This is a genomic window from Halocatena pleomorpha, from assembly GCF_003862495.1.
Lineage (GTDB): Archaea > Halobacteriota > Halobacteria > Halobacteriales > Haloarculaceae > Halocatena > Halocatena pleomorpha.
Genome location: NZ_RRCH01000014.1, coordinates 135,291 through 152,292, shown reverse-complemented (window position 1 = coordinate 152,292; position 17,002 = coordinate 135,291). Strand labels below are relative to the sequence as shown.

The 17,002-nt window shown below is 55.5% G+C and carries 14 protein-coding genes; 3 read left to right on the top strand and 11 right to left on the bottom strand.

The window, feature by feature from the left end:
* Positions 1–121 precede the first annotated feature (121 nt).
* The 3 genes from EIK79_RS07190 to EIK79_RS07180 all read left to right on the top strand — a co-directional run bounded on the left by EIK79_RS07190 (position 122) and on the right by EIK79_RS07180 (position 3,164).
* Positions 122–1,450: an inorganic phosphate transporter gene (locus EIK79_RS07190; RefSeq protein WP_124954440.1), complete on the top strand. Its 1,329-nt coding sequence runs from the start codon at positions 122–124 to the stop codon at positions 1,448–1,450.
* A 271-nt stretch (positions 1,451–1,721) separates the two neighbouring features.
* Complete coding sequence (locus tag EIK79_RS07185; protein WP_124954439.1) at positions 1,722–1,904, top strand: hypothetical protein; 183 nt, start codon at positions 1,722–1,724, stop codon at positions 1,902–1,904.
* A gap of 225 nt (positions 1,905–2,129) precedes the next feature.
* Positions 2,130–3,164, top strand: a complete 1,035-nt coding sequence (locus EIK79_RS07180; RefSeq protein ID WP_124954438.1) for an NAD(P)-dependent alcohol dehydrogenase — start codon at positions 2,130–2,132, stop codon at positions 3,162–3,164.
* On the opposite strand, the gene EIK79_RS07175 is transcribed toward EIK79_RS07180, so the two are convergent.
* The 11 genes from EIK79_RS07175 to EIK79_RS07125 form a co-directional block, all read right to left on the bottom strand.
* A complete protein-coding gene (locus tag EIK79_RS07175) occupies positions 3,165–3,935 on the bottom strand; it encodes an SDR family NAD(P)-dependent oxidoreductase (RefSeq protein WP_124954437.1) in 771 nt (256 codons plus the stop codon).
* A gap of 75 nt (positions 3,936–4,010) precedes the next feature.
* A complete protein-coding gene (locus EIK79_RS07170; protein ID WP_124954436.1) occupies positions 4,011–5,309 on the bottom strand; it encodes a TRAP transporter large permease in 1,299 nt (432 codons plus the stop codon).
* Positions 5,310–5,360: 51 nt separating this feature from the next.
* Positions 5,361–5,912, bottom strand: coding sequence for a TRAP transporter small permease (locus tag EIK79_RS07165; protein ID WP_124954435.1), 552 nt, complete (start codon positions 5,910–5,912; stop codon positions 5,361–5,363).
* 16 nt (positions 5,913–5,928) lie between these two features.
* Entirely contained in the window at positions 5,929–6,933 is a 1,005-nt protein-coding gene (locus EIK79_RS07160; RefSeq protein WP_124954434.1) for a TRAP transporter substrate-binding protein, read from the bottom strand.
* A gap of 164 nt (positions 6,934–7,097) precedes the next feature.
* Positions 7,098–8,051 (bottom strand): mannonate dehydratase, encoded by a 954-nt coding sequence (locus tag EIK79_RS07155; protein ID WP_185715553.1) that lies wholly within the window; start codon positions 8,049–8,051, stop codon positions 7,098–7,100.
* Positions 8,052–8,543: 492 nt separating this feature from the next.
* Entirely contained in the window at positions 8,544–9,317 is a 774-nt protein-coding gene (locus EIK79_RS07150; RefSeq protein ID WP_124954433.1) for an IclR family transcriptional regulator, read from the bottom strand.
* A gap of 288 nt (positions 9,318–9,605) precedes the next feature.
* On the bottom strand, positions 9,606–10,874 hold the full coding sequence (locus tag EIK79_RS07145; protein ID WP_185715542.1) for an SGNH/GDSL hydrolase family protein: 1,269 nt from the start codon (positions 10,872–10,874) through the stop codon (positions 9,606–9,608).
* Positions 10,875–11,080: 206 nt separating this feature from the next.
* Positions 11,081–11,845: a sulfite exporter TauE/SafE family protein gene (locus tag EIK79_RS07140; protein WP_124954431.1), complete on the bottom strand. Its 765-nt coding sequence runs from the start codon at positions 11,843–11,845 to the stop codon at positions 11,081–11,083.
* A 6-nt stretch (positions 11,846–11,851) separates the two neighbouring features.
* A complete protein-coding gene (locus tag EIK79_RS07135; protein ID WP_124954430.1) occupies positions 11,852–13,162 on the bottom strand; it encodes an NRAMP family divalent metal transporter in 1,311 nt (436 codons plus the stop codon).
* Between the two features lie 381 nt (positions 13,163–13,543).
* On the bottom strand, positions 13,544–14,515 hold the full coding sequence (locus EIK79_RS07130) for a sodium:calcium antiporter (RefSeq protein ID WP_124954429.1): 972 nt from the start codon (positions 14,513–14,515) through the stop codon (positions 13,544–13,546).
* A 126-nt stretch (positions 14,516–14,641) separates the two neighbouring features.
* Positions 14,642–16,942, bottom strand: coding sequence for a cation:proton antiporter domain-containing protein (locus EIK79_RS07125; RefSeq protein ID WP_124954428.1), 2,301 nt, complete (start codon positions 16,940–16,942; stop codon positions 14,642–14,644).
* Between the last annotated feature and the right edge of the window lie 60 nt (positions 16,943–17,002).

Genomic DNA, 17,002 nt, shown 5'->3' with positions numbered 1-17,002 from the left:
AGCATCTTTCTGAAGAGAGCGACGTACAGGTCGCTCTAACGAATCCATGGCTAGGTCAATATGATTCTTCACTAATGGGTTTGGAAAGGTTTGAAACGGATCGCTTTCGTTTGTAACGTCTATGATTGCTATACCAGCTCTGCTCGTTATTGGGGTGTTAGTCGCGATCTTTGTCGGGTACAACATCGGTGGATCTTCGACCGGCGTCGCGTTCGGCCCGGTTGTTGGAAGTCGGATCGTTGGGAAGGCTGTCGCGGCTGGAATCTTCACGGCTTTCGCGTTCGGAGGTGGGTGGACCATCGGTCGAAACGTCATCACAACGATGAGCGAAGGGATCGTCCCTGAAAGTCAGTTCACGCTCACGGCGAGCATCATCGTGCTCTTTTTCGCCGGAGGAGGATTGCTCGTCTCGAACTTTTTCGGCGTCCCGTCCTCGACATCGATGACGGCCGTTGGGGCGATTGCCGGGCTCGGAGTCGCAACGAATAGCCTTGACGAACAGGTGATGTTCACGATCGTTGCGGCGTGGATCATCGCTCCGTTTGTCGCGGTCTGTACTGGACTCGTGATCGGTCGCTATCTTTATCCACATTTGGACGCTCGGTTCTCGTTCACCCGTTTTCAGACCCATTTGATACATATCGACCGATCAAGGCGGATCCCACTCCCGACACTCAATCAACAGGCCGAACCTCGTGACGCACTCGGTGGTCTGATAGTGGTTCTCATCGCGTGTTATAACGCGTTCTCGGCCGGGGCCTCGAATGCGGCGAACGCAATCGCGCCGCTCGTCGGAAACGGATCAATCACCCCGAGTCAGGGAATTCTGCTGGCGATCGCTGCGATCGGTCTCGGTGGCTTTACGATCGCTCGTCGAACGCTTGACACCATTGGTGAGGGCCTAACCGACCTCCCGATCCTCGCGGCGATGATCGTCTCACTCGTCGGCGCGACGATCATCACGTGTCTGTCGTATCTTGGGATCCCGGCGAGTCTCGCTGTGAGCATGACTTCGTGTATCATCGGATTGGGATGGGGCCGATCGAGTCGCGCTGTCACCCTCTCAGAAGCGACGAGCACCGCCCTCGAAAAGCGGGGACCAAACGCGATCGACGCAGTGCTCAAAAAGGAAGAGGCGGAGCGCCCGGAGCTTTCTGCCGACGCGATTCTCGCTGAAAGCGGTGTGACCAACGGAGATCACGGCCCGGCGCGTAGCCCGACCGTGGATGAACTTGCAACGGGAGAAGCCGACGACCGAGTGGAGCAAGCGGAGGCCGAGCGTGCGTCTGTCGAGGTGCCGAAGATCGGAGAGGAATCTCCCGAGGAACTGCTCGCAGAGACGCCAGTTCTTTTCGACCGGGTGGCGACGGGTCGTGTCGTCTTTCTCTGGTTGCTTACGCCAATTATCTCTACGACCGGATCGTACGCGGTCTTCGTTCTCTTCTTTTGAACATCGCTGGATCTCTTTCGAAGCGGTCGGTCAGCTTCCGAAGCCACGATGGATAATACATATGTTACGTGGGAATTTAGAAACGGTTAGGATCACCGTACCAACGTTGAGAGAAGGATATGACTTTGATACTTCAATTTTCCAGTCGCAATTATTGACAACGTGAATTCGAAGCATTACGCTATCCACCCGTGGTCCGCTGTGCGACATCACGCAACAGAACAGCGGTCAACGTACTCGGTCGGAGATAACAACGCTTCCGGCATGATGTATGATGTCCACAACCGTTTCAGCGAACACGCAACATTGCTGTAGCACACGACGACTGGCTGGCGTGCTCGATCCGACCGCGTTCCATTACGAAAGCGCTTCTGTAATTGCAAGCGATCGCGGCACGAATCAAGCCACCGACGTTCGAACGGCGTTTCCCTTGGTTCACCCAGCGTCGGCTTGATTCTGGTCCGGAAGCGGTGGCTCCACTATGATTGGAGCTGTTTGCTTGACGGTGAGCGGTTCCGATGTCGAGACGTTCGTCAGTTATCCACTCGTCCGGCCACAGGATCAGATAGTTCAGACCGAACGGTTACAACGATCATTTACGGTTCCCGTCTTGATCGGTCCATGGTTTCGGCTGGCCATCACCAAAACGCATATACACATATGAGCTAACATGCTACCCATGCAGACGTGTGTATTATCGGACGTTGGTGAGCTTTCACTCGTCGAGCGAAATCGCCCGAGTGTTGGGGTGGACGAAGTTCTCGTCCGGATCGACCACGTCGGGATCTGTGGCTCGGACGTTCACTACTATCAACACGGGGAAAACAGCGGAAACGTCGTCGAATTCCCGCACGTTCTAGGCCACGAAGCCGCGGGGACAGTGGTCGAGACCGGGCGTGCAGTGAGTACTGTTTCCAAATCGGAACGGGTCGCGGTCGAACCGGGTATCCCCTGTGGCGACTGTTCACACTGTACGATCGGAAACACATACCATTTGTGTGAACGAATGCAGTACATGTCCTCGCCCCCAGTCGACGGGGCACTCAGGGAGTACGTCGCGTGGCCAGCAGAATACGTCTACTCACTTCCCGATTCGGTTTCGCTTCGGGCGGGTGCGCTCGTCGAGCCGCTGAGTGTTGCGATGCACGCTTGTGAGCGGGCCGACATCACCGAAGGCGATACAGTCCTCGTTACAGGTGGTGGTCCGATCGGGCAGCTGGTTGCAGAAGTCGCCATGGACCAAGGGGCAGCGGAAGTCGTCCTGACGGATGTCGTAACGGAGAAACTCCACTTGGCCGAGCGACGAGGCGTCGGTCATACGGTTGATGTCTCCTCTGAAGAGCCAGCGGCGGTGATTCATGACCGTATCGATTCCAACGGCGTCGACGTGGTCCTCGAAAGCTCCGGCGCTGAAAGCGCGATCAAGCAGACGACGGCGACCGTCAAACGTGGCGGGACTATCGTTTTCGTTGGAATCCCGTTCGACGCGTCCCTGCCGACGGACGTTGTCGGATTGATCGGTGGAGAATACGATCTGAAGGGGTCGTTTCGTTTCAGCAACACGTATCCGGACGCCATCGAAGCAATTCAGACGGGACGAATCGACGTCGAAGGCATCGTGAGTTTCGAACAGCCGTTTACTGATACGCACGCAGCATTCGACCGGGCCGCTGAACCGGAGAGCGTGAAAGGTATCGTCCGCGTCAACGAGTAGTCATAACGAACTGTCGTCGTAGCCCCCATCGACGGTGAGGATCTCACCGGTCGTGAACGCCGCTGCGTCGCTTGCGAGATAGACGGCAGCACCTGCGATTTCGTCCGGTTGTGCAACCCGTTCGAGGGGTGTCCGCTCATCGATCTGTGACCGGAGTTCCGTCCCTGCTTCGAAAGCATCACCAGCTAACGGTGTCTCAACGAATCCGGGCTCGATCGCATTCACACGCACGTCTGGACCGAGGTCAGCTGCTGCGGCGCGTGTAAGACCATTAACACCGCTTTTTGCAGCGCAATACGCCGGTCGTTGCTCACGGGCTTGTCCTGCAGACATCGAGGAGATATTGATGATACTCCCAGTATCCATCTCGTGCCCGAAGATTTGACACGCCCTGAAGACGCCGGAGAGATTCGTGTCGATGTCCCGTTCCCATTCCGTTGGATCCATCTCCGTGATCGGAGCTTTTGCGACTGATCCAGCGGAATTCACCAGCACGTCTATGCTCCCGAGGTCGGATGAGGCCGCGTCGTACAGTTGCTCAATGGAGCTTCTCTCTCGAACGTCACAGGTGATCGTCGTTGTAGCGGCCCCCCGGGACTGGAGTTCCTCTGCCGTTGCGCTAACCGCATCTTCGTGTCGACTCGCTGCGACCACGTCTGCACCATCGTTTGCGAACGCCAACGCGATTGCGCGGCCAATGCCACTCGTCCCTCCGATGATGACTGCTGTCTTCCCTGCGACACTGACAGTCTGATCTGACACATCAACCATACAGCACCGGTAACGATCCAACACACCTTACTCTTGTGATCGTCGTGGTCCCGAAACCACTCGGCCGCGCAGGTCTCATGCGAGTCCCATCGTTTTGGGAAGCCACATCACAAGCTTCGGGAATACGATCACGAGTAGGAGAACGACAAGAAGTGGAACGTAGAACGGAATCATGTGTCTGGTAATCCGTTCGAGCGAGACGCCGGTGACTGCATTAAGTACGAACAGGATAACACCGAACGGCGGTGTCAGTAGCCCGATCATCAGGGTGATAATCATCACCACGCCGAAGTGGATCGGATCGATGGCCGTCTGTTCGATGATCGGCAGGAAGACCGGTGTGAGAATGGTGATGGCTGCTATCGTTTCCAACATTAGACCGACGATGAACAGCACGCCAGCTATCACCAACATGATGATGAGCGGATCGGTCGAGACTGTCGTGACCGCCCGAGCCAGCACTTCCGGAAGCTGCGCACGTTGGATGAGAAAACCATAGAGCGACGCGGCGGCGACGATGAACGTGAGCGACGCCGTCCGCGTCATCCCGTCTTCGAAATTCGCTATCAGCTCTTCCCAACTGAGCGTATCGTAGAAGACGGTTCCAATGAGAATCGTGTAGAACAGAGCGATCGCTCCCGCTTCCGTCGCGGTAAACAGTCCGCCCAAGATCCCGCCGATGATGAGTATCGGTGTGCCCAGAGCGGGGAGTGCCCGGTAACACGTTCGACCGATCTCACCGACAGACCACCAGTCACCACGGTCGTATCCGTGCCTGTTGGCGTAGAACGTGCAGAGTATCATCAGACCCAGCCCCATGACGAGACCCGGTATGAGACCCGCAATAAATAGGGTCCCGATCGAGACCTGTGCGATGACTCCATAGATGATCAGCGGGACGCTCGGGGGAATGATCGGTCCGATGATTGAGGACGACCCAGTTACTGCGACACTGAATCCCTTTTCGTAGCCCGCGTCGCGCATTGCCCGATACTCGATCGCACCGAGTCCGGCAGCGTCGGCTGCAGCCGTTCCCGTCATTCCGGAGAAAATAATGCTTGCAACGATGTTGACGTGCGCCAGTCCGCCCCGAACCGGTCCGATGACGGCGTTCGCGAAGTCGAAAATAACGTCCGTGAGACCGAGGGCGTTCATCAAGAGTCCTGTCTGGAGGAACAGCGGAATCGCCAGAAGAACGAAGGAGTTGCTTCCCCGGACCATCGTTTGAGCAACGAGGAGTGGTTCGAACGGGATTGATGTCGTCCACATCAGAATAAGGCTCGTGAGACCGAGCGCGTAAACGACTGGAACTTCGATCAGATAGAGCGCGAGCAGTATTCCGACGAATAGCGCGAGGAGACCAACGTCAGCCATTAGATTCGCACCCCCCACAACGGATATCGACGGCACCGATTGGCGCGCGCGTCAGCTCTCATCGTCACCACCTCGTTTGATATCTGTGAGTACCGTCTCCGGAGACACGATCACTGCCCACACGTCGCGGACGCTGTAGATTGCGATGATGACACCGCTGACGATCACCGGGACGTACAGCCATGCTTGTGTGAACGGCGGATGGGTTGGCAATGCGCCGATGACCGAGCCTCTGCTCTGCTGATAGAGCGGATACGCACCAGCAGTAAGAACTACGACGAACACGAGTACGAGTACCGTTCGAAGGCCTGTTAGCACCCGTATCGTGCTATCTGATAGGCGTGAGACGAGGAGATCGAGTGAAATATGTTCGCGTTTTCCACTCGCTACCGCCGCCCCGATGAACGTGACGTAGACGAGGAGCATCTGCGAGAGATTGACGGTCCACGGCAGACTGCTGCCGATCACCGATCCGAGTATCCAGCGTGTTATTATTTGCAGTCCGACGACCAGTATCATCAACACGTACATGGACAGAGCGAGAGCTGTGATCGTCCGGTCGAAATACCGAGTGACAACTGTCTTGTTACTGTTTTCAGACATTTTTGTAGTGTATTATTCAAATATTCCTCACATCCGATAACGACGGCTCCCAGTTCTTGTCGAACTGGGCTTGGAGCGGCTTTTCGGCTGCCGCCAACCACGCATCGCGGTCCGGTTCGACTATGTTCATCCCCTTACTCTCCAGTTTGTCGATGGTCTTTGATTCTGAATCTGCGACGCGACTGCTGAGATCTTCGATATGCTGTGTAAGCGTGTCGGAAATGACAGTCCGGTCGCCTTCGGACAGCGCCTTGAACGTATCCGTATTGAGCGTGAACCAACCCGTCGAGGCTAGATGCTGGGTCAGGGTGTAATGGCTCTGTACCTCATACAGCGACGATGAAAAGACTGTTTTTGCCGGGTTCTCTTGGGCTTCAACGACGCCTTGCTGTAGCGCACTGTACAGTTCATCGAAGGCAACGGTCGTCGGACTGGCACCGATCCCCCCCCAAATGTTCACCCACGGGGAGAGATCTGGGACACGGAGATTGGTTCCGCGAATTGCCTCGGGAGTTTTGAGGGCACCCTTACCGGAGACGTGGCGATAGCCCCGGTAAATGGGCGGGCCGACGAGTCGCTGATTGCCCTCTTTACGGAGCCGTTGTCGCCCGTCGTCGAGGTGTTTCGTCTCGAACGCTCGTTTCTGCTGCTCCCAGTTTTCGAACACGAACGGTGATTCGACCCAGAAGTTCTTCGGATCGTAGTCGATAACCCATCTCGTACCGATAATCGTTCCATCGATCGAGCCAATGCGCGTTTGTTCCATCACTTCCTGTTCGCCGCCGAACGCCGGTTCGATGGTAATAGAAACACGGCTGTCGGTCTCTTTTGCGACAGTGTCCGCCCAGGACTTCGCCATTTCGTTGATGACGTGCCCACTGGGAAAGACGCTCCCAATAAGCATCGATTGCCCTTGGTCATTCGAACCGTTACTGGAACAACCCGCGAGCGATGTGACTGCACCGGTCCCCCCGAGCAAACAGAGCTGTCCAATGAAATCGCGCCGACTCTGCTGTGGCATATTCGGCAACTTTGTACACAACCACTTATATCTTTCCTAATCGTCCATTTTAATCATCATCTGTTGAGAACAGCGGGCGGCGGCTGACGGCCGTAACTGAACGTAATAGCTACCGTTAGCGATGTGGGGCTCATCGAGAAACCGTTCCGTTGGAGATCGGAACGCTACGCCGTCTGTTCGATCAACCCTTTCATATATCCGACAGCGAACAGCCGACCCATGTCCGTATACCCAGCGTGCGCTCCGTCTCGATCCTCTTCTCCCACCATTCTCGGAACATGGTCGGGTCGAATCGGTCCGTCGAACCCGATATCGTGGTACGCTTCAACGGTGGCACGCATATCGGTTGGCCCGTCGTCGTGCCACGTCTCGACGAACGACTCGGGGGTCCCTGCGACATCACGGAAATGCACGAAGTGAATGCGGTCTCCGAGACGGCGGATCGCTGCTGGAACGTCGGTCTCCATTGCGGCGAAGTTCCCCTGACAGAACGTCACCCCATGATTCGAACTCGGGTAGAGATCGAGAATGCGTTCGTACTTTTCGACCGAGGTGACGAGACGAGGAACGCCACGAACCGGGGACAACGGTGGATCGTCGGGGTGGAGTGCCATTTTCACCCCGGCTTGTTCTGCCACCGGAACGACCTCAGTGAGGAAGTGTTCGAGGTTCTCCCAGAGTTCCGTCTCAGTGATGCCTGCCTCTGGATGATCGTCGGCTTGTTGGCTCCGAGCGTGATCATAACCGGATTGGCGAGATCCTCCTCGATCAGGTATCGAATCGGATGTTCGTACGACCCCGACGGGATTCTCGGTCCAAACCCAACAATACGTGTCGATACCGAGCTTCCCCATATTCCTGAGTAACTGCTTTACCGTTGCTATCTCTTCATCACGTCCGTCCTTTCCGAGAACGGTGCGCGTCATCGGTGGCCGATCCTCGATCACTCGTAATGGGATGTCATGATCTTCGAATCGGTTACGCGTCCGGAGAAGCGTGTCGTACTCCCACCAGTCGTCCATTCCCCAGAAGCGGGCGACACCACAGTTCACGCCGATCTGCTTGGCGAGCGTCCACCGTCTATCCGGAGAGGGTGGCAATATCAGTGCTGGATCCATACGGGAGAGGGTGAGTAGCCGCTTCATATGTAAACTTTACCATAGTCAACTCATATCAATTATACACTATTGCGCGTCATCTATGGCATGGACTCACGACACGGCATCGGACAGAGGGTCCGGTGCACCGGTCCCGTCTGAAGTGGCTACCGAACTGTTGCTCTCGATAGTGAGAACCGTCTTGCAGGAAGCTACTGATAGTAGAATCTGATCGACTGATTCGATGCGTCCGTTTGATAGTGGATACAAACGGTGATTCGTTCGGTTTGGCGGGTGGCCTCTGCTGAGATCATCCACCATGATTGGAGCCACCATCGAACCCGAACTGCGGACTATCACGGGTTTGCCGCGTCGGCGTTCTGGACGCTTTACACTCGTACCAGTGTAATACGCTCGGACGTCGATCGGCTTGGTGAGAGATGAATCGAGGCGGTCTCGTGGCGTTGCTTCGCATTCGAAAGCTATCCTCGCGCTAAACGATCCCTTTGGAGGCTACTCGTATGCGATTTTGACTTCTACGACGTTCGCGTGATCTTTGAGTGCTGGCAGTAGTTCGTTGTCGATTCGATCGTCATTGAAACGTTCTTTGGGTCCCGAAAGCGAGATGGCTCCTACAACCTGATCTTCGATCGTGATCGGAATACCGATCGATCGGATCCCTGTACGCCGTTCCTCGTCTTCGAGGGCAAAGCCACGCTCGCGAATCTCCACCAGTTCGTCGAAGAGCGTGTCCGAATCAGCAATGGTGTTCGCCGTAGCGACTGGGAAGCCGTACCGATCGACGACCTTCCGCACGTAGTCGTCGGGGCGTTCGGCAAGGATTGCTTTCCCTAACGCAGTCCAATGCATATTCGTGTATTCGCCAACGAGAGCGTTGTCATAGACTGCTTCATTACCTTCTGACTGATACAAGATAACCCGTTGGCCGTTCTCCTCGGTGCCGAGATTCGCAACTTCACCCGTACTCTCTGCAAGATTGTCGACCTCCGACGCCGCGACTGAGTAAACACTCAAGTCATTCCTGATAACTGAGCCGTCCCTGAGAAACCGTAATCCCAATCTGAACCCATCATCGTTTTTGATAACGTATCCGATATCTTCCAGCGTCTTGAGATGGACGTGGGCCGTACTCGTTGGGATGTCGAGTGCTTCAGCGATGTCGTTGATACGCATCGTTCCGGCTCCTCGTAGTGTATCGATAACTCTAAACGCACGCTTGACGGCGTTGATTCGTTTCCCACCGTTGTTCGAGCCACCGGAATCCATGTTTCAAACACCACTAGCCATACAGATAAATTCTACTATGGGTGGATCGCTGATTCATGGATCTCTCGTGTCGCTGTTGTTCTACTCAGTATGTGGGGATTCAGGCGGTTCAAACACGAAACACATCCACTATTTTTCTCGCGTAGAACGATCATGATTGTGTTGTCTTAGACAGTCTGCTATCGATATTGGTTGAGATTTGGGCACTGACTACAGATGGATACACACGACAGAGTATTGGCACAACTTGGTTAGAACACCATTGCAGTCAATTGATTTTGGATATTCCTACCGTTTCAGTAACGACAGATCGACGGCGTTCGCCATCGCCCGGTAGCCCGCGTCGCTCGGGTGGAGGTGGTCGCCGCTGTCGTACTCCGGGCGTAGTCGTCTCGGTCGTTCCGGGTCACGAAGCGCTTTATCGAGATCGATCACTCCGTCGTATTCGTTGCTGGTTCGTATGAATTCGTTCACCGCCCGTCGCTTTTCGCCACCACGCTGGGAGTAGTACGGTGCACCCACAAACGGGGTCAGCGTCGCCCCGAAAATGTCAAGACCGGCGGCGTGCGCCCGCGAAATGATCTGTTTATGACCGCGAATTATTTCTTCAGCAGAGACAGAGGCTGCTGGATTGTTCGCACCGAATCCGATATCATTGATTCCTTCGAGGAAAATAACGTCGGACGCCCCCGTCTGGGCGAGGACATCGTGATCGAACCGCGCGATTGCACTCTCTCCGAAACCGGAATCCGGCGGAGAGTCGGTCAGAACGCGATTTCCCCCGATTCCGGCGTTCACCACGGCTTTCGGGATGGATGGATGATTGTTGAGGCGACGAGCTAAATAGTTCGGGTACAAACTATCCGTAATCGAATCTCCGAAACAAACGACGGTACTCTCACGTTGTTTCGCCGTAACCTCAATCCCTTCCAAAAAGAACCAAGACGTGGTCGTCTCCGAGAAGTCGCTTCCGGACCGATGGGCCGTGTGATCACCAGCTGCGATGTACGACGTTTTTCGCGCGGATTGATGGGCTGTGGGGGGACCTGTCGACTCTCCTGCGTACAGATTGACCGCGAGGTCCTGTTCGGGTGCCACGGCGAGATCGATCGGGTCGCTCAGCACTTTCGTCCCTGCTCGAACGGTGACAGAACGATTGCCACTGAACGTTACTGGGCGGAGTGATCCCGGCGCAAGTGTTGCTCTTGCCTCACGAATGCCGACGGTAACGTTCGAAAACCTCGCTGCCTGATCACCATACCTGTTGGTCAACCGCACACGAATCCCGTCTCCCCCTCGACTGACTGGAACGATCGATCGAAGGGTTCGATCCACGAATCCCTCCCGATAGTCACCGAGCGAAGTAGACGGCGCGTGTGGGCTTGCGGTCCACGTACTGATCCACTCTCGCTTCGCCTTTGGTCGGCTTGAGTCGTGGGATCGGTCGGCTTTAGCCCATCCAACCCCGACCGCTGAACCACCAAGAGCAACCCCCGCTACGGTGCCACCCAACTTCAATACGTCACGTCTCGTCGAATATGTATTTTCGTCATCCACAACATCAATATATTAGTTATAGATTTTATATGTTTTGGTAGCAATAGTATTTGCTACCCACTGGCGCAAACGTTGTTCAGGAATATTGTCAACAGTGTGTGACAATGATGTGTTCGGACGAGTTCGACATCTGGTACTCACGTTCATCGTCTTGGAGATCCGAGGGAAAGATGACTTCCTGAGTCTTCAAAGAAGTGATAAATGGGTCAGAGCGTGATAATAGCCGCAACGACGACGAGAACACCAGCGAGGGCGATCCGGAGCCGATGTGGTGGAACTAGATGGGCGACGCGCCACCCAGTGATAACGCCGATTAGCTGCGGAACACCGACTATGACAGCCATCGTGATATCGACGGCTCCGACGGTCAGATACCCGATTGTCGCAAAGAGCGCGAGGAATATCGACTGAACCTGTGCGACAGCAACCGCTCGGAGCATCGGCATCCCGAGGGCAACCAATGCGGGAACCGCGATCACCGGTCCGCCAACACCGAGTAGTCCGCCCAACACGCCGATACCACCTCCAACAGTCGCTAGTATCACGCGCCGTCGTCCGTCGGTTTGCCCTACGAGTCCTTCTGGCTCAATTCCGATGAATTCACGATACGCGATCAACCCACCGACGAGAGCCAGAAACGTTGCCAAGAGATAACCGAACAACTGATCACCGATCAGTAGATTCACACGGCTGCCAGTAAGAGCGCCAAGGATCCCGGTCCCACTCAGTACGGCCGCAGCTTCACGGGCTGATCCAGTCATTAGCTCACCAGAACGGATGTAAACGCCGCTCCCAACGAGACCGGTTGCGATGAACGTCGCGCTCGCGGTTCCAGCAACGGCTGCCGAGGAGAGGTCCGTCAGTCCGTAGAGCGCAGCAGTGATAAACACTCCTCCGGGACCCACGGTTGTAATCCCGAGCCCAGCGAGCAGCGCGATGGCGATCAGCCCAATAGCCAGCACTGGAACCATTGTGAGCTACAACCCACCACCGAAGATGGCACCAATGACATCCTGAGCGGAGGAAACCGCGAGTACGATCGCGAGCACAACCAACGTGATGTTAGCCACGTTTATCCAGCGGTCGTTTTGGTGTTCCCCCATCGTTTCGCTGTCGTTGACGGCCCAAAAGAGAAGGGCGGCAGAGATCGGTAGTCCGAAAACGCCGTTCCAGGCGGGGAACAGGACGATCATGTCAAGTACACTCAATCCCCCCACGACGTGCACCAGCGGGGAAAGACCGCTGAGCAGGCATACCCCGACGAACAGCACGCGGAACGACCGCCGAGCCTTTTGCGGATCGGACGATCGAATCCGTTTGCCCCGGGCTTCCTGAAGGATGTAGGCTGGACACCAGAGGATGGGGATGATGCTGTTGAACGCTGCGACTAACGTTCCCCCAAGGAACAACAACATTGCCCACGTTCCGAGTACGTCAGTCAGTGCTCTGCCGGGCGTAATAAACGAACTCAGCTCGGTAATGCCCGCCGGACGGAGCACTGTGGCAGTTGCGATCAGAATGGCGACTGACGCGAGCCCACCGATCGCGTATCCCATCACGAGATCCAAGCGCATATCGAGGAGATCTGAGGAGTCCTTCCAGCCTTTCTCCTCAACGAACAGCGATTCAAGGAAGAAGTTCGGCCACAGCGCCGTTGTTCCGAGAATGGCTGCCGCCAGCGTCAACCCGTTGGGGGAAAGGAAGGCCGAATTCGGCAGTGACCCGGCAGCGACCGCGATTGGATCGGGATCGCTGACAACCGCGACGATACCGAAGGCAATGAATAGAAGGATCATCATCCCTGTCATTAGATATTCGATGAGTTGATAGTGAAGCACTCCGATCCCGGCAGCGAGTACCGCAGTTCCGACGGCAATCACCATCCAATTTATGGAGACACCGAGAACACTTTCAAGTAGGATCTGCGTACCAAGACCGACAGCAGCCGTCAGTTCCAATCCCCATAAGACACAACCGATCGAAATGAACGCTAGCAGCCCTGTCGCGCCTTTTTCACCGAATTTTCGACGAGTGAACTCGCCCAGCGAATTGCCGAAAATACCGACGCGGGCGCTCATATCCTGGGCCATGATGCCGAGCAGAACGGCGAGTCCAACAAGCCAAATGAGCGCGTAGTTGAACTGAACGCCGGCTGTACTCATGATGAACACCGTCCCTGAACCGACGTAACTAGCAACCATCACGAACGCCAGTCCGAACCGCTCGAAAAACTCTGAGACTGATGTCGGCCGCTCTTCAACGATTTGTTTGAGAAACATCTCGGTCATGTTTCAGTACTCATCCCCGTGGTGTTTTGAGAAAACATCGGTTGATCCTGTGCCGGTAGCGCTCGTCCGATAGCGATTCGATACGTTCCTTTCAGACATATGTTTTCATAGTACATATCAATTGTATATCCGCCCCGGCAACCTCAACAACTACAACGAATTCATCTATGTATTAATCTTCACTGAGGATAAATGTGTCGCGGATATCGTTACCGATTAACGGTTACTCTAATTCCACATTTCTGTACCTAACATCACTTAAAATAGTATGGTTAATTATTTTATCTATAATGAATTGTATAAATATTGGGGAATAGACGATGATGTTCCAAACGAGCGTCCGGCGCACGCGAGACACAGGAAAGCGATACAGCCGTGTCGCTACTGTGGCAGCGGTGAGCGAGGGAGATAGGCGTAACTGATTACCCAGTAGGCAACGTACAAAACGCCAAACAGAACGCCTTCGGGCCGTTTGATTCGCCCGCGATAAAGGACCACAGCCGTCAGTAGTGTGGTCACGAACACGGCCGGCCAGTAAAACCAGAGAACCGACTGAGCCACTGGGAACGACCGAACAACGGCGAGTAAACCAATATTGCCGGTGGTGAAAAAGATCAAGCTGCCGATAATATTGCCAACAGCGATGCTCGACCGATCGTTACGGATCGGCTCAACCACAAGGAGTATCTCTTCGAGCGACATCACGAATCCCACAACAGTCATGCCGAAAATCGTGCCATTCAGACCGACGTTTGCAAGGATCCCGCGCGCGCCGTAAACAGCCAGTTCGGAACCGATGACCATCCCGATCGTGAATACGACAACGAATCCGATGTAGTACCAGGGTCCGTGCTCGTCCGCCGCAAGTGCCGCCCGTGCCTCTTCGGTTTCTTCGTCTCGAAATGTCTCCCGACCGCGCTCTTCCTGCCAGTAGAGATAAGCGAGGACGCCCCCGAAGATCACAAGGAGAAAACCACCGTCAGTCCGTGACAACTGTCTATCAAGGAGAAACGGTAACGCGAGTAGCGGCGACACCGCCAACAAGAGGAGATAATCCGTGGGAAGGTTTGGTTCGAATGGGACGAGGACTCCCGCTAGGGCAACCGACACGCCGACCAAAAAGAGTGCGGAACCGAACGCCGAACCGATCGCTACGCCCGGAAGGTCCCCAACGATCGCCGCAACGCCGAACGCCCAGTTTTCGAAGTCCAGTCCAGTAAAAAACACCGCGAGTAGAAACGCAGAAACACCGCTGAGAATTGCCGCCTTTGTGATATTTTCGATCAGTTCTTCGACGCTGTAAATGAGAATCGCTATTCCACCGAGGAACAACACCACTCGTAGAACGACCATACCAGAAAGTACGCCTCCCCTATCAAATAAATTTCTTCAAATAATAATGTATTATATGTGGTGTAGGTAAACTGTCTCACGAGTGAAGGGGTTAGAACGAGGGTGTTTCGAGCACTCACCGGGCTGTTACACCGAGCTCACCACTGCCACGGGACACGATGCGTTCTCGATAACGTGTTCCACCCGAGGCCCGAGAAACGCCCGGCGGGAGGTTGGACGAATTTCACAACCCATAACGATCACGTCGGTCTCTGTCTTAGTCGCGCGTGTGAGAATATCGCGTTCGGGTCGATCCCCGACCGAGACGTGCGTCAGCACCTCGACACCCATTTGCTGTCCGAGTTTGGCTTCCCGGTCGACGATCGCCTCTCCGATATCGACCGCTTCGGAGAGATTCGGTTCGATGAGGGTTTCCTCCGGTTGTGGCGGCGTGACCACGTGCATGATCTCTACAACGGCGTTCCGATCTGCCCCGATGGCAAACGCCACCTCTGCGGCGTGTCGACTGTATTGGGTTCCAATCGTTGGGAGCAAGATCCGACGGACCGATAGGTCCGCTACAGATCCATCGTTCGACACAGTGTTTGAGCTGACGGCCAGTATCGGACACGGTGTCACCCGAAGAATGCGATCAAGTTCTCCGCCTAACAGCGATCGATCGGCTGCTTGGGCGGGGTTACTCATTCCGAGAACAAGTAGGTCATAGCGGTCCTCCGCTTCCGAGAGGACCAGATCGCTCACGCTCGTTGTGACGGTCCGGGTCATCAACCGAGCGGGTCCATCGGAGAGCGCGAGCTGCTCGTCAATTGTTTGTAAGCAGTCGGACGCGGAATCATTCTCTTGCAGTTCGTAGGGAATACTGTCTCTCCGGCGGTCCATCCGACGGAGGCGACGCTTGACCGTGGAAAGAGCGTTCATTGCTCGCTGCCGGAGCGTTCGGTCTCTTTCGCCGTTTACTGCTCGGTCCCGATCCACGTACAGACACGTGACATCGATATCTCGCTCTCGAACAACGTGCCCGAGGAGTTGGGCAGCGATCAGTGAATTCACTCCACACCGCGTCGGCAACAGCACTCGGTCGATAGTACCGAGAAAGCGCCGTTGCTCGGACGTTCGGCGTTCGAGTCGTTCGCTCTCCGCAGCAGAAAGGTCGGTTTTGGCGAGCGTTTTCCGGAGCAACGGCGGCGCAGTCAGCGAGGTGACGAGCGCGACCATGACGATGATCGAGTACATCTGGATGGAGAGAACGCCGATACTCAGTCCAATGGTTGCAACGATGATCTCGATCGCGCCGCGGGCGTTCATTCCAGCACCCATCGCAATGCCTTCCCACCGCGAAAGGCCAGCAGCTCTCGCGCCGATAAACGCTCCACCAAACTTTCCCACCGTCGCAACTCCGAGAACGATTAGCCCGGCTCCAAACAGCACTGGGTCGGTTAACGTGGTAAGGTCGACGCGAAGGCCAGCCATCGCAAAGAAGATCGGCGCGAATACACTGAGCGTCATCGTCTCGAACGTGTTCCGTGTCGACTGATCGAAGCGATTCACCTGACCGATGAGCAATCCGACGACGAACGCACCCAATACCGCTTCTACGCCGATGTACTGCGTGATCGATCCGACACCAAGCGCGAGAACCATCAACGTAGTTATCTTTCCTGCTTGACCGCCGATAGCCGAATCCACCCAGCGGATGACGGACTCGGCTAGTCGACGCCCGAGTGTGAACGCTAAAAGTAAAAACACGAACAGCCAGAGGATTGTTTCGCCGGTAGCGCCAAGTGCTGCGACCGCGTTCCCAGCAGTACCCGCCTTGGCGAGCGCAGCGACGATCGACAGGAGGATCCACCCGATGGTATCGTCGATCATGCCTGCCGCGATGGTTATTTGTCCGATGTCGCGGTGAATCGCACCGATATCGAGCAACACTTTTGCGATCACCGGGATCGCTGAGATGCTCATCGCAACGGCGATGAATAAGCTGAACACGAACCGTTGGCCGTCGGCCGCGAGGAACGTCGCTGGCAGCACGTACCCCAAACCGAAACCCGTGACGAACGGAATAACGATGCCGGCGGCTGAAACAAGCACAGCCGACCGCGCCCGACTGGCAATGAGTTCGAGATCAGTCTCGAAGCCGGTGACGACTAACAACATGAGCAGGCCGAACCAGGAAACGACTTCGATCAGGTGGTACGGTCCAGCGAGCTGTGGAAAGATCATCGTGAAGAGATTGGGCGCCAACGCGCCGAAAAAAGAGGGTCCGAGCACGATTCCGGCGAGCAACTCACCAACAACGGCAGGAAGGGTCACTTGTTGCGCGATCTCTCCGAGACCACGGGCGGTCAACAAGAGCAAGAACAATTGAACGAACAGGATGAGCAACGCGTGTTCTGTCAGCGGCTCTATTACGGCCGGTTGGTGCATACAAAACACATTTCCCCCAGTCGTAAAAAAGCAGACTGTAGGAGTCTGGATCGAAGTTTA

What these genes read in the sequence shown, in the direction of transcription:
- EIK79_RS07155 (WP_185715553.1), bottom strand. Translation starts at nt 8,051, where the DNA reads ATGGATCCAGCACTGATATTGCCACCCTCTCCGGATAGACGGTGGACG.
- EIK79_RS07180 (WP_124954438.1), top strand. Translation starts at nt 2,130, where the DNA reads ATGCAGACGTGTGTATTATCGGACGTTGGTGAGCTTTCACTCGTCGAG.
- EIK79_RS07170 (WP_124954436.1), bottom strand. Translation starts at nt 5,309, where the DNA reads ATGGCTGACGTTGGTCTCCTCGCGCTATTCGTCGGAATACTGCTCGCG.
- EIK79_RS07185 (WP_124954439.1), top strand. Translation starts at nt 1,722, where the DNA reads ATGATGTCCACAACCGTTTCAGCGAACACGCAACATTGCTGTAGCACA.
- EIK79_RS07135 (WP_124954430.1), bottom strand. Translation starts at nt 13,162, where the DNA reads ATGACCGAGATGTTTCTCAAACAAATCGTTGAAGAGCGGCCGACATCA.
- EIK79_RS07175 (WP_124954437.1), bottom strand. Translation starts at nt 3,935, where the DNA reads ATGGTTGATGTGTCAGATCAGACTGTCAGTGTCGCAGGGAAGACAGCA.
- EIK79_RS07165 (WP_124954435.1), bottom strand. Translation starts at nt 5,912, where the DNA reads ATGTCTGAAAACAGTAACAAGACAGTTGTCACTCGGTATTTCGACCGG.
- EIK79_RS07150 (WP_124954433.1), bottom strand. Translation starts at nt 9,317, where the DNA reads ATGGATTCCGGTGGCTCGAACAACGGTGGGAAACGAATCAACGCCGTC.
- EIK79_RS07125 (WP_124954428.1), bottom strand. Translation starts at nt 16,942, where the DNA reads ATGCACCAACCGGCCGTAATAGAGCCGCTGACAGAACACGCGTTGCTC.
- EIK79_RS07160 (WP_124954434.1), bottom strand. Translation starts at nt 6,933, where the DNA reads ATGCCACAGCAGAGTCGGCGCGATTTCATTGGACAGCTCTGTTTGCTC.
- EIK79_RS07140 (WP_124954431.1), bottom strand. Translation starts at nt 11,845, where the DNA reads ATGGTTCCAGTGCTGGCTATTGGGCTGATCGCCATCGCGCTGCTCGCT.
- EIK79_RS07130 (WP_124954429.1), bottom strand. Translation starts at nt 14,515, where the DNA reads ATGGTCGTTCTACGAGTGGTGTTGTTCCTCGGTGGAATAGCGATTCTC.
- EIK79_RS07190 (WP_124954440.1), top strand. Translation starts at nt 122, where the DNA reads ATGATTGCTATACCAGCTCTGCTCGTTATTGGGGTGTTAGTCGCGATC.